This window comes from Oceanobacillus neutriphilus (assembly GCF_014645515.1).
Taxonomy (GTDB): domain Bacteria; phylum Bacillota; class Bacilli; order Bacillales; family Amphibacillaceae; genus Oceanobacillus; species Oceanobacillus neutriphilus.
Window position 1 is genome coordinate 194,166 of record NZ_BMLW01000010.1, and the last position, 24,273, is coordinate 218,438.

20 protein-coding genes and 1 other annotated feature are annotated in these 24,273 nt (G+C 39.3%); of the genes, 19 read left to right on the top strand and 1 reads right to left on the bottom strand.

The window, feature by feature from the left end:
* Window positions 1-30 precede the first annotated feature (30 nt).
* From IEX29_RS17265 to mtnN, 12 genes are all read left to right on the top strand, one after another.
* A complete protein-coding gene (locus tag IEX29_RS17265; RefSeq protein ID WP_077603131.1) occupies window positions 31-219 on the top strand; it encodes a YrzR-like zinc ribbon domain in 189 nt (62 codons plus the stop codon).
* A gap of 46 nt (window positions 220-265) precedes the next feature.
* Window positions 266-1,330: an AI-2E family transporter gene (locus IEX29_RS17270; protein ID WP_188735611.1), complete on the top strand. Its 1,065-nt coding sequence runs from the start codon at window positions 266-268 to the stop codon at window positions 1,328-1,330.
* Between the two features lie 142 nt (window positions 1,331-1,472).
* Window positions 1,473-1,679 (top strand) — a binding site (T-box leader).
* A gap of 417 nt (window positions 1,680-2,096) precedes the next feature.
* The gene (alaS, locus tag IEX29_RS17275; RefSeq protein ID WP_188735613.1) at window positions 2,097-4,739 is read left to right on the top strand and encodes an alanine--tRNA ligase; all 2,643 of its coding nucleotides are present in this window, start codon (window positions 2,097-2,099) and stop codon (window positions 4,737-4,739) included.
* Window positions 4,740-4,833: 94 nt separating this feature from the next.
* Window positions 4,834-5,103 carry an IreB family regulatory phosphoprotein gene (locus tag IEX29_RS17280; protein WP_077603128.1) on the top strand — a complete coding sequence of 90 codons (270 nt, stop codon included), beginning with the start codon at window positions 4,834-4,836 and terminating at the stop codon, window positions 5,101-5,103.
* On the top strand, window positions 5,100-5,525 hold the full coding sequence (gene ruvX, locus IEX29_RS17285; RefSeq protein WP_147207871.1) for a Holliday junction resolvase RuvX: 426 nt from the start codon (window positions 5,100-5,102) through the stop codon (window positions 5,523-5,525). The genes IEX29_RS17280 and ruvX overlap by 4 nt, the downstream gene beginning before the upstream one ends.
* The gene (locus IEX29_RS17290) at window positions 5,525-5,800 is read left to right on the top strand and encodes a DUF1292 domain-containing protein (RefSeq protein WP_077603126.1); all 276 of its coding nucleotides are present in this window, start codon (window positions 5,525-5,527) and stop codon (window positions 5,798-5,800) included. The genes ruvX and IEX29_RS17290 overlap by 1 nt, the downstream gene beginning before the upstream one ends.
* 254 nt (window positions 5,801-6,054) lie before the next feature.
* Entirely contained in the window at window positions 6,055-7,173 is a 1,119-nt protein-coding gene (gene mltG / locus IEX29_RS17295) for an endolytic transglycosylase MltG (protein ID WP_188735684.1), read from the top strand.
* A gap of 201 nt (window positions 7,174-7,374) precedes the next feature.
* Window positions 7,375-8,013, top strand: a complete 639-nt coding sequence (locus IEX29_RS17300) for an O-methyltransferase (RefSeq protein ID WP_188735614.1) — start codon at window positions 7,375-7,377, stop codon at window positions 8,011-8,013.
* Window positions 8,014-8,034: 21 nt separating this feature from the next.
* Entirely contained in the window at window positions 8,035-8,673 is a 639-nt protein-coding gene (udk, locus tag IEX29_RS17305; RefSeq protein ID WP_147207869.1) for a uridine kinase, read from the top strand.
* A gap of 207 nt (window positions 8,674-8,880) precedes the next feature.
* Window positions 8,881-9,357, top strand: a complete 477-nt coding sequence (greA, locus tag IEX29_RS17310) for a transcription elongation factor GreA (RefSeq protein WP_188735615.1) — start codon at window positions 8,881-8,883, stop codon at window positions 9,355-9,357.
* 426 nt (window positions 9,358-9,783) lie between these two features.
* Window positions 9,784-10,500, top strand: a complete 717-nt coding sequence (locus tag IEX29_RS17315; RefSeq protein WP_229720270.1) for a YrrS family protein — start codon at window positions 9,784-9,786, stop codon at window positions 10,498-10,500.
* Between the two features lie 12 nt (window positions 10,501-10,512).
* Window positions 10,513-11,202 carry a 5'-methylthioadenosine/S-adenosylhomocysteine nucleosidase gene (mtnN, locus tag IEX29_RS17320; RefSeq protein WP_188735617.1) on the top strand — a complete coding sequence of 230 codons (690 nt, stop codon included), beginning with the start codon at window positions 10,513-10,515 and terminating at the stop codon, window positions 11,200-11,202.
* A gap of 363 nt (window positions 11,203-11,565) precedes the next feature.
* Here mtnN and gltC read toward each other — a convergent pair whose 3' ends face one another.
* A complete protein-coding gene (gene gltC / locus IEX29_RS17325; protein ID WP_188735618.1) occupies window positions 11,566-12,459 on the bottom strand; it encodes a glutamate biosynthesis transcriptional regulator GltC in 894 nt (297 codons plus the stop codon).
* Between the two features lie 120 nt (window positions 12,460-12,579).
* Between gltC and gltB the strand changes: the two genes are divergently transcribed.
* From gltB to glnA, 7 genes are all read left to right on the top strand, one after another.
* Window positions 12,580-17,154, top strand: coding sequence for a glutamate synthase large subunit (gene gltB / locus IEX29_RS17330; protein ID WP_188735619.1), 4,575 nt, complete (start codon window positions 12,580-12,582; stop codon window positions 17,152-17,154).
* Entirely contained in the window at window positions 17,147-18,643 is a 1,497-nt protein-coding gene (locus IEX29_RS17335) for a glutamate synthase subunit beta (RefSeq protein WP_188735620.1), read from the top strand. Before gltB ends, IEX29_RS17335 begins: the two co-directional genes overlap by 8 nt.
* Before the next feature lie 182 nt (window positions 18,644-18,825).
* Entirely contained in the window at window positions 18,826-19,737 is a 912-nt protein-coding gene (gene spoVK, locus IEX29_RS17340) for a stage V sporulation protein K (RefSeq protein ID WP_188735621.1), read from the top strand.
* Window positions 19,738-19,827: 90 nt separating this feature from the next.
* Window positions 19,828-21,069, top strand: a complete 1,242-nt coding sequence (gene hflX, locus IEX29_RS17345) for a GTPase HflX (protein ID WP_188735623.1) — start codon at window positions 19,828-19,830, stop codon at window positions 21,067-21,069.
* A 4-nt stretch (window positions 21,070-21,073) separates the two neighbouring features.
* Window positions 21,074-22,315, top strand: a complete 1,242-nt coding sequence (locus tag IEX29_RS17350) for a methionine gamma-lyase family protein (protein ID WP_188735626.1) — start codon at window positions 21,074-21,076, stop codon at window positions 22,313-22,315.
* Window positions 22,316-22,430: 115 nt separating this feature from the next.
* Window positions 22,431-22,838, top strand: coding sequence for a MerR family transcriptional regulator (locus IEX29_RS17355; RefSeq protein WP_308423649.1), 408 nt, complete (start codon window positions 22,431-22,433; stop codon window positions 22,836-22,838).
* Window positions 22,839-22,925: 87 nt separating this feature from the next.
* Entirely contained in the window at window positions 22,926-24,263 is a 1,338-nt protein-coding gene (gene glnA / locus IEX29_RS17360; RefSeq protein ID WP_188735627.1) for a type I glutamate--ammonia ligase, read from the top strand.
* The last annotated feature ends 10 nt before the right edge of the window (window positions 24,264-24,273 follow it).

Genomic DNA, 24,273 nt, shown 5'->3' on the forward strand with positions numbered 1-24,273 from the left:
ACAGATTTAGCAGAAAAGGAATGAGGAAGTATGCTGGAATGTCCAAATTGCCGGGAAAAACAAATTGGAAAATTAAGTCCTACAAGCTATTACTGCTGGGTGTGCTCCATTGAATTAACCGTGTCTGGAAAGGAATTACACATCCATCAGATAGAAGCGGACGGGACCCTCAGTTCATTAGATGATTTATTTTCAAAAGAAGAGAGAAGTTTATTATAAACTCCCAGTCACTTGGATACACTACCATGGACTGGGAGTGATTCTTATGTGGAAAAAAATAAAAGCGAAGCAAGTTATCTATTACTTAGTAATTGCTATCCTATCCTTTATTCTTTTATATTTTTTAGCTATTACAAAACCCTATTATGGAGCATTTTTTTCCTTTATCGGCAAGCTGTTACTTCCTTTTTTAATTGCAGGAGTTTTGGCTTTCCTGCTGCATCCATTGATTGAATGGCTGCACAGGCACCGTATTCATCGCGGAATAGCAGTATTAATTATTTACGTCCTTTTTTTTGGGGGTGCCGGTTACGCTATTTACCGTGCTTATCCGTTAATGGTGGAACAAATAAAAGAAATGAGCCGTAACTTTCCAGAATTTATCGCACTGTATCAGAATGGTTTAAATAAGATGTATACTTCGACTTCTTTCCTGCCGGAGACAGTGCATGACCGGATGGATATGTTCATTCAATCTTTAGAAGATACGATGAACAGCTTTTCCGGAAAAATCATCGGCGGTTTTAACGGAATGATGGACGCTATTATACTTTTGACTATCATCCCCGTGCTGCTGTTTTATTTCTTAAAGGACTATCCCTTTATCAAATCCTTTCTATTTCGTTTTATTCCGTACAAATATCGGGATGAAACAGGAAGTGTATGCAGAGAAATAAGTAAAGGGCTTAGCGGTTATATCCGTGGACAGTTCATAATCAGCGCAGCAGTCGGTATTATTTCCACCCTATGCTGGATGTGGTTAGACTTACCATACGCTTTGTTGCTCGGAATTATTTTGGCAATTGTCAACATCATCCCCTATTTCGGACCAATCATCGGTGCTGTTCCAGTTGTAACGGTTGCTTATATGGTACAACCGGAAAAAGCATTGTTTGTTGTCATTATTATATTTGTCATTCAATTGATTGAAAGCAACCTGTTATCACCGTATATTATGGGGAAAACAGTAAAAATTCATCCAATCGGCATTATCTTTGCCTTGTTATTAGGAGGACAGCTTGCCGGTGTAATAGGAATGGTTATTTCTGTCCCTATTTTTACAATGTTGAAAGTATTGATTCAGCAATATCAAATTTCAAAAGCGGGCTAAAGTAGAAATATCCGATATAGCAGTTTAACTGGCACTGAGATTATCATAATAAGAATTCGATCTCAAAGAAGAAAAATTGACATACAGCAGAAAAATCAATATAATAACGCTATAATCACACAAACAACAAAAAATAATCACGCAAATCACGTTGAAGGTGTTAAGTACATGACATGATATTTCAAGAGAGGGAATCCCCCGGCTGAAAGGACTCCTAATTATATTGTTATGGAAAGCTGCATCGGAGTACGGCTAATCCCCGTCGGTATCATACCGTTATAATGAAGAAAGTGATGAACATATAATTTTGTTCATAATAAGGGTGGTACCGCGAAATCTCGTCCCTGCAATGATGCAGAGAGGAGATTTTTTGTTTTCAATTGTCTAGCTCCAAGCACCAAACTTTAGAGATTTCACGTCATGCCCTACGATAAAGAAGACTTAGCGATTGTCAAGCTGTCAGGCGTAGACAGAGGTAAAATTGGGACTGGGACTGCGATTACTCGTCCCATCAAAAAGCGTCGCTAGAATCAGTTTCTTTTCTTTGAAAGAAAGCAAATGATACATATTTCTCAAAGATGGGAGCGGAGGGAAGTCGACTCCTGCGGGAAAAGCAACAGGTGAAGACCCCGCAGAAAGTGTTCTTCTTTCGAGGAGGCTGAGGCGTTGCCCGCGGAAAGCGACTTCCCGCAGTGGACATCTCCACGGTAAGAACACCAGTATTTTAAAGACTAAGTGATTTTTTAAATAAAGGAGGAAAAATATAATGAAATCTTTGAGTTCTGCCGAAATTCGGCAAATGTTTATTGACTTTTTTAAAGAGAAAGGGCATCAGGTAGAGCCCAGTGCTTCTTTAGTGCCTCATGATGATCCTACGCTGTTATGGATAAATAGTGGCGTGGCAACTCTAAAAAAATATTTTGATGGACGGATTATTCCAGATAATCCAAGAATCGTGAATGCGCAAAAAGCAATACGAACAAACGATATTGAAAATGTTGGATTTACAGCACGTCATCATACATTTTTTGAGATGCTGGGTAATTTCTCCATTGGTGATTATTTTAAGGAAGAAGCAATTGAGTGGGCATGGGAATTTCTGACGGATGAAAATTGGATCGGCTTTGACCCGGAGAAATTATCTGTTACTGTTCATCCGGAAGATGATGAAGCTTATGATCTTTGGCTTACAAAAATAGGTCTGCCGAAAGAACGCATTATTCGATTAGAAGAGAATTTCTGGGATATTGGAGAAGGGCCAAGCGGACCAAACACAGAGATTTTCTATGACAGAGGAGAAAGCTATGGAAATGATCCTGCTGATCCAGAGCTTTATCCAGGCGGTGAAAACAGCAGATATCTAGAGGTCTGGAATCTGGTATTTTCTCAGTTTAACCATAACCCGGATGATACGTATACACCGCTGCCTAAGAAAAATATTGATACAGGAATGGGGCTGGAACGATTAACCTCCATTGTACAAGATGTGCCTACGAACTATGAAACGGATTTATTTATGCCGATTATCCAGGCAACAGAATTGATCGCAGACAGTAAATATGGAGAAAATGAAGCGGCTGATACCGCATTTAAAGTCATTTCCGACCATATCCGTACAGTCAGCTTCGCAATTGGCGATGGTGCAATGCCGTCTAATGAAGGCAGAGGTTATGTGCTGCGCAGGCTGATTCGCCGCGCTGTCCGTTTTGCGAAGGATATTAATATCCACGAAGCCTTCATGTACCGCCTCGTACCGGTAGTTGCTGAAATTATGAAGGACTTCTATCCAGAGGTTGTAAAAGAAACAGACTACATTCAAAAAATCATTAAGGTGGAAGAAGAACGTTTCCATGAAACATTAAATGAAGGGTTAGAAATCCTGACGAAGCTTATTGAGACGGAAAAAGAAAAAGGAAGCAGTGTATTTCCCGGAGAAGAAGTATTCCGTTTATACGACACGTATGGATTTCCAAAGGAACTAACAGAAGAGTATGTAGAAAAGCTTGGGTTTACAGTGAATCAGGAAGGCTTTGAAAGTGAAATGAAGCTTCAGCGTGAAAGAGCAAGAAATGCACGTCAAAAAGTTGATTCTATGCAGGTCCAGGATACAGTCTTTTCAACAATTGATGTAGAAAGTGAGTTTATTGGATACTCAGAGCTGGAGAAAACTACAGTTATTCAAGCAATTATTCAAGGGAAGGAAGTTGTAGAATCGGCAGCTGATGGACAGGAAGCATTTATTCTGCTGAAAGAGACACCATTCTATGCTGAAAGTGGCGGACAAGTTGCTGATATTGGTACGATTCAGACAGCGAACGCTCTTGCTGTAGTTACAGATGTACAAAAAACACCAAATGGGCAGCATATTCATCGGGTCGAGGTAAAAGAAGGCCAATTCTCGGTTTCTGAGGAAGTAAAAGCTGTCGTTGACCGGTCATTCCGAACAGATGTCATTAAAAATCATACAGCAACACATTTACTTCATCAGGCATTAAAAGATATACTTGGCTCACATGTTAATCAGGCAGGTTCTTTAAATCAGCCTAATCGTCTCCGGTTTGATTTTTCTCATTTCAGCAGTGTAACAGATGAGGAACTGGAAGAAATCGAAAAAATTGTGAATCAAAAAATATGGGATTCATTGCCGGTTTTCATTGAAACCAAAGGAATTGAAGAAGCTAAAGCAATGGGCGCAATGGCATTGTTTGGTGAAAAATATGGCGACATTGTCCGGGTTGTTCAAATCGGCGATTACAGTATTGAATTATGCGGCGGATGCCATGTCGGCAATACGGCAGAAATAGGACTGTTTAAAATCGTGTCAGAAACGGGAATAGGTGCAGGCACAAGAAGGATCGAAGCTGTAACAAGCAAAGAGGCTTATAAATATTTAAATAACAAGATTGAACTGTTAAAACAGTCTGGCGCATTGTTAAAAGCAAAAGATGAACAAGTTCCTCAAAAAGTGTCCTCATTACAATCGGAATTAAAAGAGACACAAAAGCATGTAGATTCTTTACAAGCTAAATTATCTAATTTAGAGGCATCTTCTATTTTAGATGAAATAAAAGAGGTAAATAATGTGAAAGTACTGGCTAAACAAGTGGATGTGCAAGATATGAATCAACTACGCTCCATGGTAGATGAATTAAAACAAAAAATAGAATCAGGTGTAATTCTGCTCGCAGCTGTGCATAATAATAAAGTACAGCTTGTTGCTGGAGTTACAAAAGACTTGATGAAACAAAACCTTCATGCCGGCAACCTGGTAAAACAGGCTGCAACAATTTGCGGCGGCGGCGGTGGCGGCCGTCCAGATATGGCACAGGCTGGGGGAAAAGACCCATCTAAGGTTACAGAAGCATTACAAAGTGCTTTAAGTTATGTAACAGAAGCTACAAATGCCTAATCATTGGTTGTATGTTTTCTTGTAAATAAGTATAATGATAGAGATAAACATGTTAGAATAGATGAAGAAGGTTAACGAAGGACGAGGTGTCATTATGAGTTCAATTGATAAAACAATGAAATTCAACTTTTCCGAAGAACCATTTGACCAGGACATTAAAAAGATTTTATTGACTGTTCATGAATCATTACAGGAAAAAGGATATAATCCGATTAATCAGATCGTTGGTTATTTGTTATCGGGTGACCCTGCTTATATTCCTAGGTATAATGATGCTCGTAATTTAATTCGTAAAGTTGAACGGGATGAAGTTATTGAAGAACTTGTAAAGTTTTATCTAGAACAGAATAAGGAGAATTCATGAAAGTAATAGGTTTAGACGTAGGTTCAAAAACAATAGGTGTTGCAATTAGTGACGCTCTTGGCTGGACAGCACAGGGACTAACCACTATTTATTGGGACGAGAACGAGTTCAGTTCTGCGGACAAAGAACTTCAAACCATTATAGAGGATAGTGAAGTATCCCGGGTAGTTGTCGGTCTGCCTAAAAACATGAACGGTTCGATTGGCGAAAGAGGCGAAGCGTCCGAGCGTTATGCTGCTTATTTGGAAGAAAAATATAATTTACCTGTTGTATTATGGGACGAGCGTTTAACGACAATGGCGGCTGAACGTGTTCTTTTAGAAGCAGACATGAGCCGGAAAAAAAGAAAAAAAGTAATTGATAAGATGGCGGCTACAATGATTTTGCAGGGTTATCTTGATTCAAAAGGAGGCGTTATTTGATGGCGTTAGAGGAAAAAGAACGAATTATTATTCCGGATGAGAATGGGGATGAGCATCTTTTTGAAGTGCTTTTCACATTCGATGTGGACGAAACAGAACAATCATATATAGCTGTCGTACCTGCTGAGCAGGCTGAAGATGAAGAGGTAGAGGTATACGCCTTCCGTTATGAGGAACAGGAAAATGAAGATTACACATTATACCCTATTGAATCTGACGATGAATGGAATATGGTAGAGGAAATGTTAAACACATTAGCAGAAGAAGAAGAGTAAAAAAAGATAAGAAAGCTGATGTTCACGTTTTGTGACATCAGCTTTCTTTTACAATGTCTTTATGTTTTTTTACAAGTCTGACTTTAAATAATCTAAACCTTTCTATATCTGCAAAAAAAGATATTTTTCTCCAAAATTCCTTATGAAAATGAAAGCTTCTGCTTAAAATAAAGAAGTATGAAATAAAATAACAGGAATATTGGATAATTTTATATGAATTTAGTATAATAAAGCGGATGAAAGGGGGGTACATGGTGTCAAAAGATGACAAACATAATGGATTCCAGAAGAATCTTATAAAAAGAGGAGAAGAAGCATCCAAAGTTAGAAAAATTGTAGCAATTATTATTGTATGTTTTACTCTTATTATAATAATCGGCGGTATTTCGGGATATATATATATTAATTCGGCATTGGAGCCCGTTGATGAAGATAACTCAACACAGATAGAAGTGGAAATTCCGATAGGATCGTCCAGCTCAACGATAGCCGGTATTCTTGAAGAAAATGGAATTATAAAAGATGCGCGTGTGTTCCGTTTCTATACAAAATTTAATAATGTGAACGAATTCCAAGCTGGAAATTATACTTTTAATACAGCAATGAATATGGATGAAATTATTGAATCATTGCAGCATGGAAGAGTTATTGTGGATGCTGTACATACTGTAACAATTCCTGAAGGATTGACAGTGGACCAAATTGCTGAGATTTACAGTAAACAGCTTGATTTTTCCAAGGAAGATTTCTTAGAGGTTGCTAATGATCCTGATTTTATTGAAAAATTAATGGAAAAATATCCTTCCTTATTAACAGAGGATATCTTAGATGATGAAATTCGTACTCCTTTAGAGGGGTATATGTTTGCTTCTACATACGATTTTTATGAAGAAGAACCAACCATTGAATCCATAATCGATCGTATGGTTGAACAAACGAATTCTATTTTTCAGCAATATGAGGGTGAGATTGCAGAGCGGGATTTAACGCCGCACGAAGCGATAACATTCGCATCTGTTGTGGAGAAAGAAACTGCCCATGAAGAAGAGCGTCCGCAAATCGCCGGTGTATTCTATAATCGTATGGAAGAAGATATAGCGTTGCAGACGGACCCGACTGTTTTATATGCAAAAGGAGAACACCAGGCTGTTGTTACCTTTGAGGATTTAGAGGTAGAGTCACCATATAACACATATGTCGTTAAGGGATTACCAATAGGCCCAATATCAAATTTTGCGGAAAACTCTTTGAAAGCAGTAGTGTCTCCGGAAGATTCAGATTACCTGTTTTTCTTACATGATGAGGATGGCAATATTCATTTTGCCGAAACTTTTGACGAACATGTTGAAAACCGCGAAAAATATATAAATTAAAGAGTGCGTTCAAATATATAATTAGAAGTGTCAGCTTGAACAACCCTTAAACGGACTTATGGAGAAATTCTCCATGTTCCGTTTTCTTTTTTACAGATTAGGAAAGCACTAAATTTATGAGAATGAATATCTGGTTGTTTGGCAATGAGTAGGCACATATAGAATAAATTTAATGCTTTACAACTCAAAGGAAATGATGAAATGGATAAAAAAATAGAAAAATACCTGGAAAATCTGCTGCCTGCTTCACCAGAGTCTGCAAGGACACTAGAAAAATATGCAGAAATAAATCATGTTCCAATCATCCATCGAAACAGCATGAATATGATTAATCTTATTTTAACGATGAAGCAGCCTGAATCTATCTTAGAGGTAGGAACAGCAATTGGCTACTCTGCATTGCGAATGTTAGAAGGAGCACAGGATGCTAAAATTATTACCATTGAAAAAGATGAGAAGCGATATCATGAAGCTGCTACAAATATTCAAGAACAGAAGCGTGACAGTCAGATTGAAGTAATCTTAGGTGATGCTGCTGATGTCATGCAGGATTTAGCTGAAAAAGAGAAACAATTCGATGTTATTTTTATTGATGCTGCAAAAGGGCAATACCAATCATATTTTGACTTGGCAGATAGAATGCTCATTTCCGGCGGTATATTAATTACAGATAACGTATTATTTCGCGGGATGGTTTATTCGGATGAAGAGACGCCTAAAAAATATAAAACTTTAGTACGAAAATTAAAAGCGTACAACGAAATGCTAATGAATCATCCATATTATCATACATCTATTATACCGATTGATGATGGTGTTTCCATTAGCTATAAGAGATGAGAAATGTAAGGAGATAATAGCATGGAAAAAGATAAACCCATTGTAATAGGCGTCGCCGGCGGAAGCGGGAGTGGAAAAACTTCCGTAACAAAATCTATCTGCAACCGTTTTAAAGAAACATCCATTCTAGTCATTGAACAGGATGCATACTACAAGGATCAGTCGCATCTTCCATTTGAGGAAAGACTGAAAACAAATTATGACCATCCCTTAGCGTTTGATAATAATTTATTAGTAGAGCATCTGCAACAATTGCTGGAATATAAACCGATAGAAAAGCCTGTTTATGATTATAAGGTCCATAATCGTTCAAAAGAAACGATTCATGTTGAACCGAAAGAAGTAATTATTGTTGAAGGCATATTGATTTTGGAAGACGTAAATCTGGTTGATTTAATGGATATCAAAGTATTTGTCGATACGGATGCTGATTTACGGATTGTCCGCCGCCTGTTAAGAGATATTAAAGAGCGCGGCAGAACATTGGAATCGGTCATTGACCAATATATTCAAGTGGTTCGCCCGGCTCATATGCAATTTATTGAACCGTCAAAAAGATACGCAGATTTAATCATTCCAGAAGGCGGAGAAAACCATGTTGCCGTAGATATTATGGCATCTAAAATAGAAAATATTTTAATAAAGAATTCAAATAGGTAATTATTTTTCTTGATATTTTAGGTAATATCTGCCATAGTATTGATTAGTATATTTTCAATAATTAGCACATAAGCTATATAGCCAATTTTATTAATTAATTTATATACATGGGAAATAAGCAGCAGTGTATTTTTAAAATCAGTTTTTAGTTAAAATATGCTGCGTTTATCCCTAAAAAGAAATGATACGAGAAGGAGTGTATAGAAAATGGCTGCAGAAAAAAGCTTTTACATGACACAAGAGGGGAAAGACAAGTTAGAGGAAGAACTGCATTATTTAAAAACAGACCGTCGTCAGGAGGTCGTTGAAAGAATAAAAGTAGCCCGCGATTTTGGGGACCTGTCCGAGAACTCTGAATATGATGCTGCTAAAGATGAACAGGCATTTGTAGAACAGCGTATTACACAAGTAGAGAAAATGATTCGCAATGCAGTAATTATCGAGAATGATAATGAAAACCCGGATGTTGTTTCACTTGGGAAATCAGTTACTTTCATTGAATTACCTGATGGCGATGAGGAAACCTATACAATTGTTGGAAGTGCAGAAGCTGATCCATTTGAAGGGAAAATTTCCAATGATTCACCAATGGCTAAAAGTCTGTTAGGACAGGAAATTGGACAGGAAGTTACAGTATCTACACCTGCTGGAGATATTGAAGTACGAATAACAAGTGTAGATTAAAAATTGGAAAGCGTTTGCTTAGCAGTATTCCACCCTGAATGATGAATAGTAAGCGCTCTGATAAGAGAGCAGAATTACAAGAACTTATACTTAAGTAATAATAAAACTTACAGTTGAAATCAGCTGTAAGTTTTGTTATTGCTGACAGGATATGTGCAATGCTTTAGAAAATATTTACTTTTGTTCAGGAATTAACATAATCACCCGCCCGCTTTTTGTTTTTAAAACGTTAAAAATCAAAGAATCTATACGAATAGTATTACATAGTTGAATTTTTCAAGATACAGTAAGAACTTCATCTTCATTCAATACTTTATGTTTATAGAAGAAACAAACAGCAATTTTATGCTAGAATTGAATAGACAAGGATTGTTAAACTCGATATGATAGTATAATACAAATAGTTGTAGTTAGGGGGAGTATTTGGTGAATCAAACAAGATCAAATAAATTTGAAAAAAGAAGAAAAAATACAAATGCAATTACCATTCTGTCCATTGCTGCAGGAGTCGTTTTGGTGGTCTTCCTGGCAATATGGGTATTTGGCGAAAATGATACAGCTGATGAGGGTGCTGAATCAGATGCATCTGAAAATACGTCTGAGGGAGATAATGGTGAAGAAGGCGGCGGAGAAGATGATAATGGCTTTCTAATAACTGATCCTGATTCAAATGACGAGGATAATAATGATAACGAGGATGCGAATAAAGACGAAGAAAATGAAGATGAAGATAAAGACGAGGATGCCTCCAAAGAAGATGATGACAACGATGATGAGGATGAAGAAGATAATTCATACGAAGACAGGGAATCTGCTGAGCCGTCAGATGATAATGTTTCAGAAGCATATACAGGCGACTGGGACCCTGTAGGCACAGAGCAAAAAGGAGAACATAACACAGACTTTGGTGATGGATCTCAAGATCGTGTTGAAATTAAAAAAGCAACCTCTTTAGTTACCGGTTTAAGTGAAGATGGTATGGTAGAACACTGGGTTGGGAATAATGGCCCTGACAAAGTCATTGCTACGGTTTCCGATTCAAGCAGCTCTGAATTTTATCGTGTGTTCTTAGATTGGGTAGATGGAGAAGGCTGGCAGCCGACAAAGGTAGAAAAGCTGATCGAAAATGACGCAGGGCAGTAATGGAGGATGAAGATGACGATAGGAATTATTGGAGCAATGGATGAAGAAATTGAATTGCTGAAACAAAAAATGACAGATATACAAGAAATCAAAATTGCAAATAGTTATTTTTATCAAGGTTATCTGGAAGGGAAACAAGTTGTTCTTTTGCTGTCCGGTATTGGAAAAGTAAATGCAGCCATGTCTGCAACTATTTTACACGAACGATTTAATCCGGATAAGATTATTAATACAGGGTCTGCCGGAGGGTTTGCAGATAACTTGGATGTGGGTGATGTCGTTATTTCCACAGAGGTATTACATCATGATGTAGATGCAACAGCGTTCAATTATGCTTATGGACAAGTTCCCGGCATGCCGGCGTCCTATACGGCCTCTCCGGAATTGATAAAATTAGCAGGCGGGGTTGTTCAGGAATCAGACATCCAGGCGGAATTTGGCATTATAGCAACAGGTGATTCATTTATGCAAAGAGAGGACCAAATAGCTGTTGTCCGTGAGCGGTTCCCGGAAATGCTCGCTTTAGAAATGGAAGCTGCTGCAATTGCGCAAGTATGTTACCAGTATAAAACACAGTTTGTTATTATTCGCGCACTATCCGATATTGCCGGAAAAGAATCATCTGTTTCCTTTGATGTATTTTTAGAAAAAGCTGCAAAAAATGCAGCGGATGTTATTATAAAAATGGTTCGTAATTTATAGATTATAAAAGCATTTTAAACAGGCTTCTATTTGTTTTTCAAATAGAAGCCTGTTTTTATATCTGTCCTCTATCATTAATATCTCAACTTTCACGCCTAAGAATAAACATACTAACCTAGCTGTTCCAGGATGTACATGGTCTCTATTAACATGCTCGTTCTGAGTTAACACATCTTTTTTATATTTTGAAATGGGGATTGTGTATAGCTTCCGCGCAGGCCAACCACTCAGTCTCCGCGGTTGGCCTGCGCTCTAATAGAATTCTACAGCGTATGGAAGAAATACTAACTCATGTTTCTATAGATAGGAAGTTACTTTTTAATGTGCGAAAGTTGAGTTATAAGTAATGTTTTTCACTTTCCTTTATTCCCCAACACCAAAATAATCCTGGATAAAATTATAGAAAACCATTTCAGACGGGGCGAGATTACGGTTTTTTGGAATAATAATACCAACTGTCCGTTTGAAAGGTGAATGATCAATAGCCACTTTAGAGCTGTAAGCGGTATTTAAATCATTAAAAGCACTTTCTGGAAGTAAAGTAATCCCCATTCCTGCTGCCACAAGTCCTTTAATTGCATCTAAATCCTCGCCCTGGGAATAAATATTCGGTGTGAAGCCTGAACGGATACAAAAATCGATAACAAGCTGGTGAAGGACATATCCTTCTGGAAACAATACGAAATTTTCATGTTCTAAACTTTTTGCAGAGATTTTTTCCTCTGCAGATTTAGGATGAGACCTGGGTATAAGAGCATAAAAGTTTTCCATAAAAAGAACCTTGCCGATAATATCGGGCTGATTATCGGGAACAGGACCAAGAAAGGCTAAATCAATTTCTCTGTTCCTGACAGCTTCAATTAAAAAATTATAGGAGCCCTGTCTTAATTGAAAACGGATATTTGGATAACTTTTCTTAAAAGCAGATAAAACCGTTGGCAAAAGGTTACTTGCCAGACTTGTTGGAAAGCCGATTTTTATCGAGCCGCGTGCAGGATCCAAATATTCATCTACTTGCTTCTTGGCATAATCCAACCCTTTTAAAGCCGATTTTATATGTGTTAAGAATATTCTTCCTATTGGCGTTAAATGTACATTTCTCCCGACCCTTTCAAAAAGCTGGACTCCTAATTCACTTTCTAAATTTGAAATTTGTCTGCTGATTGCCGACTGGGCAACATGCAGTTCCAATGCAGCCTCTGATACATGTTCCCGTTCTGCTACTGCCACAAAATATTTTAATTGACGCAGTTCCATATTTCCACCTCATATCAAAATTAGATTAATATTATGTTTATTATATATTGTTTGGATAGATAAAAAAACATAAAATGTATCTTACCCACTTTTAATGGAAACGGAATGGAGGAACATGGAATGGTTTTTCGAGATTTGCCAAAAGCGCAGGGGCTATATCATCCGGATTTTGAGCACGATGCGTGTGGAATTGGCTTATATGCGCATATAAAAGGAAAACAGACGCATGATATCGTTACAAAAGGATTAAGTATGCTTTGTAAGCTGGAGCATCGCGGCGGACAGGGCAGTGACCCAATGACTGGTGATGGTTCTGGATTAATGGTACAGATCCCTGATCAATATTTCAGAAGAGTATGTCAGGACTTTAAACTGCCGCCTGCTGGAAAATATGCTGTTGGCATGGTCTTTCTTTCTCAAAGCGAACAGGAGCAGCTGGAAGTAATGGAAAAATTAAATGCTTTCATTGCGCAAGAAGGACAGCAGTTAATTGGCTGGAGAAGCGTGCCTGTTAATTCCTCTTGCATTGGAAAGGGAGCAGTTGAAACACTTCCGGAAATTAAACAAGTATTTATTCAGGCGAATGGAACTGCTGATGATCTGGATTTTGAGAGAAAGTTATATATTATTCGCAAGCAGGCAGAGCATTGGGCAGAAGAAAGAGATATTCGTTTTTATGTTCCCAGCCTTTCCAGCAGAACAATCGTATATAAAGGCTTACTGACTTCAGAGCAGGTAAATGAATTTTATTTGGAATTACAGGAGGCCGATTTCATTTCCGCTTTTTCGCTCGTTCACTCCCGGTTCAGTACGAACACATTTCCATCATGGGAACGGGCACATCCGAACCGTTATTTAATCCATAATGGTGAAATTAATACATTGCGTGGAAATGTAAATTGGATGCGGGCAAGAGAAAAGCAATTTGTTTCTGAAGCATTTGGTGATGATTTGGAAAAATTATTGCCAATTCTCCGCAGAGACGGCAGTGATTCAGCAACACTGGATAATGCACTGGAATTTTTAACTTTGGCAGGAAGAGAGCCTGCGCATGCAGCAATGATGCTTATCCCTGAGCCTTGGGATAAAAATGACTATATGGACCTGAAAAAACGTGCTTTTTATCAGTATCACAGCCTGATGATGGAACCTTGGGACGGTCCGACATCGATCACTTTTACGAATGGAAAGCAAATTGGAGCTATTTTAGACAGAAATGGTTTGCGCCCGGCAAGGTATTATGTAACAAAAGATGATTATATTATTTATTCCTCTGAGGTGGGTGTGATTGATGTAGAAGAGAGTAATGTTCTATTAAAAGAACGGCTGAGTCCGGGGAAAATGTTATTAGTAGATATCGAAGAAGGAAGAATTATTTCTGATGAAGAAATAAAATCGGCTATTACGAATGCATATCCTTATCAAGACTGGCTGGAAGAACAAACAACGGTTTTAGAACCAGAAGTGGATGAAAGCAAGGAAATGGATCCGCAATTGTTTCATAAACAAAAAGCGTTTGGTTATACGATGGAGGATATTGAAAAGTATTTAATTCCACTGGTTCAGGATGGAAAAGAACCAATTGGAGCCATGGGGAATGATGCTCCATTAGCTGTTTTATCTGAGCGTCCGCAAAGTTTATTTAATTATTTTAAACAGCTTTTTGCCCAGGTAACGAATCCCCCGATTGACGCTTATCGGGAACAATTAGTGACCTCAATGCTGACATGGCTCGGCAGTGAGGGAGATGTCCTTCATCCGGAAACAGAAAAGAAAAAACGTGTCCGGTTAGACTCGCCAATTTTATCAAATGTACAAATGAGAAAGATAGAAAATAATGAAATCGATGGTTTACAGGCAGAAATCATTGAGACTTTGTTTACAGAGAATATGGAAGCGTCATTGAATCGAGTATTTGAACAAGCAAGAACTGCTATTCAGAATGGGAAAAATATTCTTGTGTTGCGTGATACAGAAATGGATCAGAAGCGAAAAGCAATACCGGCATTACTTACGGTCAGCGGGCTGCATCAATTTCTAATCCGGGAAGGTATCCGTACGAAAGTAAGTATCATTATTCAGTCCGGGGAAGCACGTGAGGTACATCATTTTGCAGCAATGCTTGGTTATGGAGTAGATGCAATTTATCCTTACCTGGTTTATCAAACCTATCAGCAGGTATTCGAAGCTGGTAAATTGGCTTTGAATCCAGCAGAAGCGCAGGCAAAATATATTGCAGTTGCTTCGGAGGGTATTATTAAAGTAATGTCTAAAATTGGGATTTCGACGGTGCAGAGCTATCGTGGAGCACAAATTTTTGAAGCTGTCGGAATCAGTAAACAAGTCATTGAAGAATATTTCACCGGCACAGCTTCCCAAATTGATGGGATTGGACTTGACATTATTCAGCTGGAAACAGAAAAGCGTCATCAGGAAGGATATCAGGAAGCAATTAGTCAGCTGCTTGATTCTGGAAGTGATTTTCAATGGCGAAAAACAGGGGAACATCATGCGTTTAATCCCTCTACGATTTATAAGCTGCAATGGTCCTGCCGGCGAGGGGATTATAAGCTGTTCAAGCAATTTTCTAAAGAATCGAATGAAGAGCGGATCGGCTTTTTGCGAAATCTGTTTGATTTTAAGAAAATGGAACCTATATCTATTGAGGAAGTAGAATCGATCGAATCCATCGTCAAACGTTTTAAAACAGGTGCGATGTCATTTGGCTCTATTAGTAAAGAAGCTCACGAAACACTGGCGATTGCGATGAATCGTCTCGGTGGTAAAAGTAACAGCGGAGAAGGCGGAGAGGATAAATCCCGATTTACTTCTGATGTCAACGGTGATTTGCGTTCCAGTGCCATTAAACAGGTGGCATCCGGCCGATTTGGTGTAACAAGCAACTATTTAGTAAATGCAAAAGAGCTGCAAATTAAAGTAGCACAGGGAGCAAAGCCTGGGGAGGGAGGTCAGCTGCCATCTGAAAAAGTATATCCATGGGTTGCCGATGTGCGCAGATCTACACCTGGAGTTGATTTGATTTCACCGCCGCCGCATCATGATATTTATTCTATTGAGGATTTGGCACAGCTGATTCATGATTTGAAAAACGCAAATCGTAAAGCAAGAGTCAGCGTCAAACTGGTAGCGAAATCGGGAGTCGGAACGATTGCTGCAGGAGTGGCTAAAGGGAATGCTGATGTTATCTCTGTTGTCGGTTACGACGGAGGGACAGGTGCATCGCCAAAAACAAGTATTAAGCATACTGGTCTTCCTTGGGAATTAGGCTTGGCAGAAGCACATCAGACACTCATGTTAAATGGATTGAGAGATCGGGTTATTTTAGAAACAGACGGCAAGCTGTTAACCGGAAAAGACGTTGTAACAGCAGCATTGCTTGGAGCGGAAGAATTCGGATTTGCTACAGCGCCGCTAGTTGTCGTCGGCTGTGTGATGATGCGTGTCTGTCATAAGGATACCTGTCCAGTCGGTGTCGCAACACAAAATCCGAAGCTTCGTAAAAAATTTACCGGAGACCCGGATCATGTTGTGAATTATATGCAGTTTGTTGCTTGCGAGGTTCGTGAAATTATGGCAGAGCTTGGTTTCCGGACAATGGATGAAATGATTGGACATACAGAATACCTGGAAAGATCCCATCGTGCGGATACACACTGGAAAGCAAAATATCTTGATTTATCAACCCTGGTCTATCAGCCGGATGGCACAAAAAGAAATACCATCCGGCAAGATCATAAGTTAGAACAATCCCTGGATCTAAAGAGAATATTGCCTGCTGTTCAAGCTGCGTTAGAAACGGGAGAAGCCATGCAGGCAAGTTTTCCTATAAAAAATACAGACCGTGTTACAGGTACGATTGCTGGCAGCGATCTTACTGCAAAATACGGAGAGGAAGGCCTGCCGGAGGATACAATTAATTTACATTTCACAGGATCAGCCGGTCAAAGCTTCGGTGCTTTTATTCCATCAGGTATGACAATGACAGTGACGGGTGACGCCAATGATTATGTTGGCAAAGGGCTTTCCGGCGGTAAGGTGATAGTTCGTGCTTCAGAAAATTCAACGATTGAACCAAGCCATAATGTTATTGCAGGAAATGTGTCTTTCTATGGTGCAACAAGTGGAGAAGCATATATCCAAGGCTATGCAGGTGAGCGCTTTGCAGTTAGAAACAGTGGTGCAAAAATAGTAGTAGAAGGTGTCGGTGATCATGGCTGTGAATATATGACAGGTGGCCGGGTCGTTATCCTTGGAAATGTCGGCAAGAACTTTGCTGCCGGAATGTCGGGCGGTATCGCTTATGTAAGACCGGACGATATTTCTGCATTCCAGTCCTTAACAAATACGGCGCTGATTCAATTTGAAAAATTAACCGACCCCAAAGAGCAGGAGGAAGTAAAGGATTTAATTATAAACCATCTGGATTATACGGATAGTGAAAAAGCAGCGTTTATTTTAAAGAATTGGCAGGAAGAAGTAAAGAAATTCGTAAAAGTGATTCCAACAGATTATAAATTAATGCTGCAGCAAATTGAATGGTTCAGAGCGCAGGACCTAAGCACAGAGGATGCCCGTTATGAAGCATTTATGGCAAAGAAAAATCAAAAAATGACTGTAACCTTAGATAAAGAGTCAGTCATCAGGAATGAGGAAGGAGCCAGAGTAGATGGGTAAAGCAACAGGGTTTATGGAAATTAAAAGAAAAACTGCAAGTGAGCGTGAACCGCTGGAGCGGATGAAAGACTGGAAGGAATACGCTGGCTCTTTTTCTGACAACTCAGCAAGAGAACAAGGGGCACGCTGCATGGATTGCAGTATTCCCTTTTGCCATATTGGGATGGAAATAGAAGGAGCGACATCCGGCTGTCCTGTCTATAATTTGATCCCGGAATGGAATGATCTTGTATACAAAGGCAGATGGAGAGAAGCATTAGACAGGTTGATGAAAACAAATAATTTTCCAGAGTTCACTGGCAGAGTCTGTCCGGCACCATGTGAAGGCTCCTGTACAGTAGCGATTCATGATCCTGCCGTAACAATTAAAAATATTGAGCAGAAAATTATTGATAAGGGCTTTGAAGAAGGCTGGATTGAGCCGAGAATTCCTGATGTACGTACCGGAAAAAAAGTCGCTATTATTGGGTCGGGTCCAGCTGGTTTAGCAGCAGCAGATCAGCTGAATCAAGCGGGTCATGAGGTGACGGTTTATGAACGTGCTGATCGTGCCGGCGGCTTATTAACCTATGGCATCCCCAACATGAAGCTGGAAAAAAGTGTTGTGGAACGACGTATCCAGCTGCTTCGTCAGGAAGGCATCCATTTTGTTTTAAATACAGAGGTGGGCAAGGATATTTCAGCAGAAGAAATCAAAGCAAACTTTGATTCTGTTATTCTCTGTACCGGTGCCCAAAAGCATCGAGATCTGCCTTTGGAAGGCAGAGATGGAAAAGGAATACGCTTTGCAATGGATTACCTGATCCGTTCAACAGAGAAACTGCTCGATAACGATATCGAATTGGAAGATGAACTAAATGCAGATGGAAAAGACGTAATAGTTATTGGCGGTGGAGATACTGGGGCGGATTGTATTGCAACGGCAATTCGCCAAGGCGCTAAAAGCATTACGCAATTTGGTAAGCACCCACAGCTTCCGATTAAACGAGCTGACAAAAATCAATGGCCTGCTTATCCGCAAGTATTCAGCCTGGAATACGCCCACAAGGAAGCGAAAGAAAAATTCGGCAGGGATATCCGTGAGTACTCTATTCAGACACAGAAGTTTGTAACAGACGAAAAAGGAAATCTGAAAGAATTGCATACCATACAAATGGAGAAAAAGCAGGATGAAAATGGTGTGTTCTTTTTCGAGGAAATACCGGGAACGGAAAAAATCTGGCCGGCACAGCTTGTTTTGATTGCTATCGGCTTTGAAGGTGCTGAAGAGCCCGTCTTAGAAGCTTTTGGGGTGAAAACAATGAGAAATCGTGCGCTGGCAGCATACGGAAAGTTTTTAACAACAGAAGATAATGTGTTTGCAGCAGGAGATGCCCGCAGAGGCCAGAGCTTAATTGTCTGGGCGATTAACGAAGGGAGAGAAGCAGCTTATCAGGTTGATGAATATTTAATGGGAGCTACCTCTTTACCGACTGTTGCAAATATGTAAGACAGCAGAACAGCTTAAAAAACCGAATTCGCTCTCTGGCGGCTTCGGTTTTTTAATGCTCTGAGCTTTACATATAATATTAAATGATTTCTTAAAACAAAATTTATTATGAATCCATAGGCATTTGTCACCCCTTTTCGGGTATTTGCGTATATTGTTAATGAATAAGGAGTGATGGAGAATTGGCACAAGCGGAAGGTTATAAAAATGGCCGTATTAATATTATTTTACACGAGAATACGCAGCAATCCGGCAAGGAGCTTCGTGTAAAAAAACAAAAACATTCGCCACTTGAAATAATTGATAAAGAATTCGCATCTTTTGTGGGCTTAGATGATTTAAAAACTTCTATTAAAGAAATTTATGCAAATATCCTTATAAATGAAAAGAGAAAGGAGCAAGGTTTAAAAAGTTCAAAACAGGTTCTTCATATGCTGTTTAAAGGAAATCCGGGAACGGGAAAGACAACGGTAGCCCGAAAATTAGCGAAGCTCTATCATAATATCAATATCCTTTCCAAAGGTCATTTTATCGAGGCGGAACGGGCAGATTTAGTAGGAGAATACATCGGGCAGACAGCACAAAAAACAAGAGCCATCATACAGAAGGCAATGGGCGGTGTTTTATTTATTGATGAAGCATATTCCTTGTCGCGCGGCGGGGAAAAGGATTTTGGCAAGGAGGCAATTGATCTGCTGGTAAAACATATGGAGGATTCAAGAGAGGATATCGTTCTTATTCTCGCCGGATATCCCAGGGAGATGGATCGTTTTCTTACAATGAACCCCGGACTTGAATCCAGATTTCCCTTTATTTTAGATTTTGATGACTACTCTGTTGATGAGCTGTTAAATATAGGAACCCGAATGCTTACAGAAAGACAATATCAACTATCAAAGCCTGCGGAATGGAAGCTGCGCAATCATTTGTCAAAAAAACTCCGGGAAGACAGTATTAATTTTTCCAATGCGAGATATGTAAGAAATGTGATTGAGAAGGCAATCCGTATGCAGGCAGTCCGGCTGCTTACCTCAGAACAGATTGTTTCCAAAGATTTAATTGTTTTAACAGAGCAGGATTTGTTGCTAGAATAGAATTAGTGGGTATGATATATATAGGATCTTTTTTTACATGTTAAGAAAGTGAAATTTTTAATGTACTAAGCGATAAGAAAGAGGTAGGCTATGACAGCAGAAAATGTATTAGTAATTTCGGTGAACCAATCCCAAAAATCAGAACGTCAATTTCAGTCTTCTTTAGACGAATTAGTCTCACTATGTAAAACTGCAGGAGGACAGGTGCAGCATGTAGTCACGCAAAATCGGGACCGTATCCACCCGGCCACTTATATTGGCGAGGGGAAGCTTCAGGAGGTTGCCCGGCTTGTAGAGTCGGAGGAAATTGATATAGTAGTAGCTAACAATGAGCTATCTGCAGGTCAAGTCCGCAATTTAGCAGATGTGCTGGGCGTTCGTGTCCTCGACCGGAGTCAATTAATATTGGATATTTTTGCAATGCGTGCACAAACAAAGGAAGGGAAGCTCCAAGTAGAGTTGGCTCAATTGGAGTATTTGCTTCCTCGTTTGCATGGACAAGGGGCAAATTTATCAAGACTTGGCGGCGGAATCGGGACAAGAGGTCCGGGAGAAACAAAATTAGAAACGGATCGCCGGCATATTGAAAGAAGAATCTATGATATAAAACGTCGTTTTCAATTAGTAGTGAAGCAGCGCGAGCAGTATAGGAAGCGGAGAAGAACGAATGATGTCTTTCAAATTGCCATTGTCGGTTATACAAATGCCGGAAAGTCAACTATTTTTAACCGGTTGACAAAAAGCCATTCATTAGAAGAGGACCAATTATTTGCTACCTTGGATCCGCTCACCCGCCGTATTCAATTGCCCAGTGGATTGAAAAGTTTAATTACTGACACGGTAGGTTTTATTCAGGATCTTCCTACGGCACTTATTGCAGCATTTAAATCCACTCTGGAGGAAGTAAAAGAAGCAGATTTTCTATTGCATGTAGTGGATATTTCTGATCCTGATTTATCACAGCAGCAGGAAACTGTCCGTAAACTCTTAACGGAATTAGATGCCGGCCATATCCCTGTATTAACTGTTTATAATAAAAAGGATCAGCTGAAAGCAGATTTCTTTTTAGCTAATCAATTCCCAAATATTCAAATCAGCGCATTGAAAGAAGAAGATTTACAAGCATTATTAGCGAAAATAGAAGAGGTATTAAAGGAAGAATGGGACTTATTTGATATTGTATTAGACTCGAGTGAAGGAGATTTATTATACCAGCTGCAATCCGCTGCGTTAGTAGTAAAAAAAGAGCTGCTGGAAGAAACCAATCAATTTCATGTTCAGGGCTATGTCAGAAAAGATCATCCATTTCACCGTTTTGTAGAGGAGAAGTAAATAAATGCAAGCAGAATCACTAATTATAGAAGCAGAAAAAGATTGTTTGGAAGGTCATCAATATATTCAAAAAATAGTAGAGAAAAATCAAAGACGTGTCCTGGAGGCCTTCAGGAATCATCGGATTAGCGATACGCACCTGCAGGGAACTACTGGCTATGGATACGACGATTTGGGCAGAGAAGGATTAGAAGCAGTATATGCCGAAGTATTTGGCGGAGAGGATGCCGTTGTACGTCCGCAAATAGTATCCGGGACACACGCTATTACAACCGCTTTATTCGGTGTACTGCGCCCGCAGGACGAGCTGGTATACATTTCAGGGCATCCATACGATACATTGGAAGAAGTGATTGGAAAGCCGGGAAAAGAAGAGGGATCACTGGCTGATTTTCAAATTGGCTATCGTGAGGTTGCATTAAAAGACACAGGAGCAGTTGATTTTGAAAAGATAAAAAGCAGCTGGACAAAAGAGACAAAAGTAGTCGCTATTCAGCGCTCAAAAGGTTATGATACAAGGCCTTCTTTTACAATTAATGAAATAAAAGAAATGATTGCTTTCGTAAAAGAGATAGATTCCTCTGTTGTTGTATTTGTGGACAACTGTTACGGAGAGTTTACGGAAACAAAAGAGCCCCTGCATGTCGGCGCCGATTTAATTGCGGGGTCTCTTATTAAAAATCCTGGTGGAGGACTGGTACGGGCTGGAGGCTATATTGCGGGTCGTAAAGACCTCATCCATTTATGTGCTAACAGATTGACAGCACCTGGTCTCGGCAAAGAAACAGGAGCTTCTCTTGGTATGCTTCAGGAAATGTATCAGGGCTTCTTCATGGCTCCACATACAGTAGGAGAGGCTTTAAAAGGGGCTTTATTTACTGCGCGATTTTTAGAACTGGCAGGGTTTAAAACATCTCCGTCTTACCAGGAGAAAAGGACAGATCTGATACAAACAGTCACATTTAACAGAGCTGAGGAAATGATTGCTTTTTGTCAGGCGATCCAAGAGAATTCACCAATAAATTCATATGTCAAACCCTATCCGAGTGAAATGCCGGGCTATGAGGATCAAGTCATTATGGCAGCAGGTACATTTATTCAAGGAGCAAGTATTGAATTATCTGCAGACGGACCAATTCGTCCTCCTTATACAGCTTATGTTCAAGGAGGATTAACCTATACACATGTGAAAATTGCTATTGTCGAAGCTGTAAAAACATTGGAAAATAAAGGTTTAATTTCTTAGCCAACGGGAAAAAGAAAGTAAAGCACGATTTTTATGTTAAATAACCTAACATTCAATTGACATTAAATCTGACATGTTATATACTGAACATATTAACAAAGAAGGGGGTCATCTTTTGAATGATATGGACCGTCGTTCAATGCCCTTATTCTCTATAGGAATAGTAATGAAATTAACCGAACTGACTGCAAGACAAATTCGTTATTATGAAGCAAATGATTTAATCGCTCCAGAGCGGACAAAAGGTAATCAGCGTCTATTTTCGTTTAATGATGTAGACAGACTGCTTCAAATCAAGGATCTCTTAGACAGAGGATTAAATATGGCTGGAATTAAGCTTCTGCTGGATGAAGAGAAAAAAGAAATTCCGGGAGAAATACCGGAGAAAAAGAAAAAAACTCCAGCTAATCTGACCGATGAAGAGCTTAGAGGAATTCTGAAGAACGAATTGAATGAAGCAGGCAGATACGGGAAAGCAAGTATGAGACAAGGGGAATTAGCACGTTTTTTTGTGAGACACTAGTACCAGGTTAAAAAGATTTCTGACTGCACATCCAATGTAGTGAAGACTTTCTTTTCATATTAACAAAGATTTTTAGGAGGAGAACAAATGGCTAAGAAGTTAACCAAAGAAGAAATTATAAGTCAGATTAAGAAAGAGAATGTACGTTTTATCCGTCTGCAGTTTACAGATATGTTAGGGACGATTAAAAATGTTGAAATTCCTTTAAGCCAATTAAATAAAGCCTTAGATAATAAAATGGCTTTTGATGGATCCAGTATTGAAGGGTTTGTACGTATTGAGGAGTCAGATATGCTCCTGCACCCGGATTTGGATACATTCATTGTATTTCCTTGGACTTCTGAAAAAGGAAAAGTGGCGCGCTTTATCTGTGACATCTATAATCCGGATGGCACTCCATTCGCAGGCTGCCCGCGTTATAATCTGAAGCGCAATCTGCAAAAAATGGAGGAATTAGGGTTTGATGCGTTTAATATTGGTGCAGAGCCGGAGTTCTTCTTATTTAAACTGGATGAAAATAGAGAACCTACATTGGAACTAAATGACCATGGCGGCTATTTTGATTTAGCCCCAACTGATTTAGGTGAAAATTGCCGCCGCGATATTGTTTTAGAGCTTGAAGAAATGGGCTTCGAGATTGAAGCATCTCATCATGAGGTTGCACCGGGACAGCATGAAATTGATTTTAAATATTCTGATGCAGTCAAGCATGCGGACGATATTCAAACCTTTAAATTAGTCGTAAAAACAATTGCAAGAAAGCATAACCTGCACGCAACATTTATGCCGAAGCCTCTATTTGGAGTAAACGGCTCAGGAATGCATGTTAACATGTCTCTTTTCTCCGGGAAAGAAAATAGATTCTATGATACAAAAGGCGAATTAGAATTAAGTAAAACAGCTTATCAGTTTATTGCCGGTATCATTGAACACGCTACAAACTTTACAGCAGTGACAAATCCGACCGTTAACTCTTATAAACGATTGGTACCGGGCTATGAAGCGCCATGTTATGTAGCGTGGTCAGCATCAAACCGAAGCCCGCTTGTACGTATTCCAAGCTCACGCGGATTAAGTACCCGTGTGGAGGTCCGCAGTGTAGATCCGACAGCAAACCCTTATATGGCGCTATCTGTTCTATTGGCTTCCGGCCTGGATGGTATTAAGAGAGAGCTGGACGTTCCAGAATCAGTTGACCGCAATATCTATGTAATGAATAAAAAAGAGCGTGAAGAAAATGGCGTAAAAGATTTACCATCTACGCTGAAGGAAGCAATGGACCTGCTTGAACAGGATGAAGTACTTGTAGACTCTTTAGGTGAGCATTTATTTGAACACTTTATTGAAGCGAAGGATATAGAGTGGGATATGTTTAGAACTACTGTTCATCCATGGGAACGCGAGCAGTATTTGACAAATTATTAAGTTGGAAAAC

What these genes read in the sequence shown, in the direction of transcription:
- IEX29_RS17265 (WP_077603131.1), top strand. Translation starts at nt 31, where the DNA reads ATGCTGGAATGTCCAAATTGCCGGGAAAAACAAATTGGAAAATTAAGT.
- IEX29_RS17270 (WP_188735611.1), top strand. Translation starts at nt 266, where the DNA reads ATGTGGAAAAAAATAAAAGCGAAGCAAGTTATCTATTACTTAGTAATT.
- alaS (WP_188735613.1), top strand. Translation starts at nt 2,097, where the DNA reads ATGAAATCTTTGAGTTCTGCCGAAATTCGGCAAATGTTTATTGACTTT.
- IEX29_RS17280 (WP_077603128.1), top strand. Translation starts at nt 4,834, where the DNA reads ATGAGTTCAATTGATAAAACAATGAAATTCAACTTTTCCGAAGAACCA.
- ruvX (WP_147207871.1), top strand. Translation starts at nt 5,100, where the DNA reads ATGAAAGTAATAGGTTTAGACGTAGGTTCAAAAACAATAGGTGTTGCA.
- IEX29_RS17290 (WP_077603126.1), top strand. Translation starts at nt 5,525, where the DNA reads ATGGCGTTAGAGGAAAAAGAACGAATTATTATTCCGGATGAGAATGGG.
- IEX29_RS17300 (WP_188735614.1), top strand. Translation starts at nt 7,375, where the DNA reads ATGGATAAAAAAATAGAAAAATACCTGGAAAATCTGCTGCCTGCTTCA.
- udk (WP_147207869.1), top strand. Translation starts at nt 8,035, where the DNA reads ATGGAAAAAGATAAACCCATTGTAATAGGCGTCGCCGGCGGAAGCGGG.
- greA (WP_188735615.1), top strand. Translation starts at nt 8,881, where the DNA reads ATGGCTGCAGAAAAAAGCTTTTACATGACACAAGAGGGGAAAGACAAG.
- mtnN (WP_188735617.1), top strand. Translation starts at nt 10,513, where the DNA reads ATGACGATAGGAATTATTGGAGCAATGGATGAAGAAATTGAATTGCTG.
- gltC (WP_188735618.1), bottom strand. Translation starts at nt 12,459, where the DNA reads ATGGAACTGCGTCAATTAAAATATTTTGTGGCAGTAGCAGAACGGGAA.
- gltB (WP_188735619.1), top strand. Translation starts at nt 12,580, where the DNA reads ATGGTTTTTCGAGATTTGCCAAAAGCGCAGGGGCTATATCATCCGGAT.
- IEX29_RS17335 (WP_188735620.1), top strand. Translation starts at nt 17,147, where the DNA reads ATGGGTAAAGCAACAGGGTTTATGGAAATTAAAAGAAAAACTGCAAGT.
- hflX (WP_188735623.1), top strand. Translation starts at nt 19,828, where the DNA reads ATGACAGCAGAAAATGTATTAGTAATTTCGGTGAACCAATCCCAAAAA.
- IEX29_RS17350 (WP_188735626.1), top strand. Translation starts at nt 21,074, where the DNA reads ATGCAAGCAGAATCACTAATTATAGAAGCAGAAAAAGATTGTTTGGAA.
- glnA (WP_188735627.1), top strand. Translation starts at nt 22,926, where the DNA reads ATGGCTAAGAAGTTAACCAAAGAAGAAATTATAAGTCAGATTAAGAAA.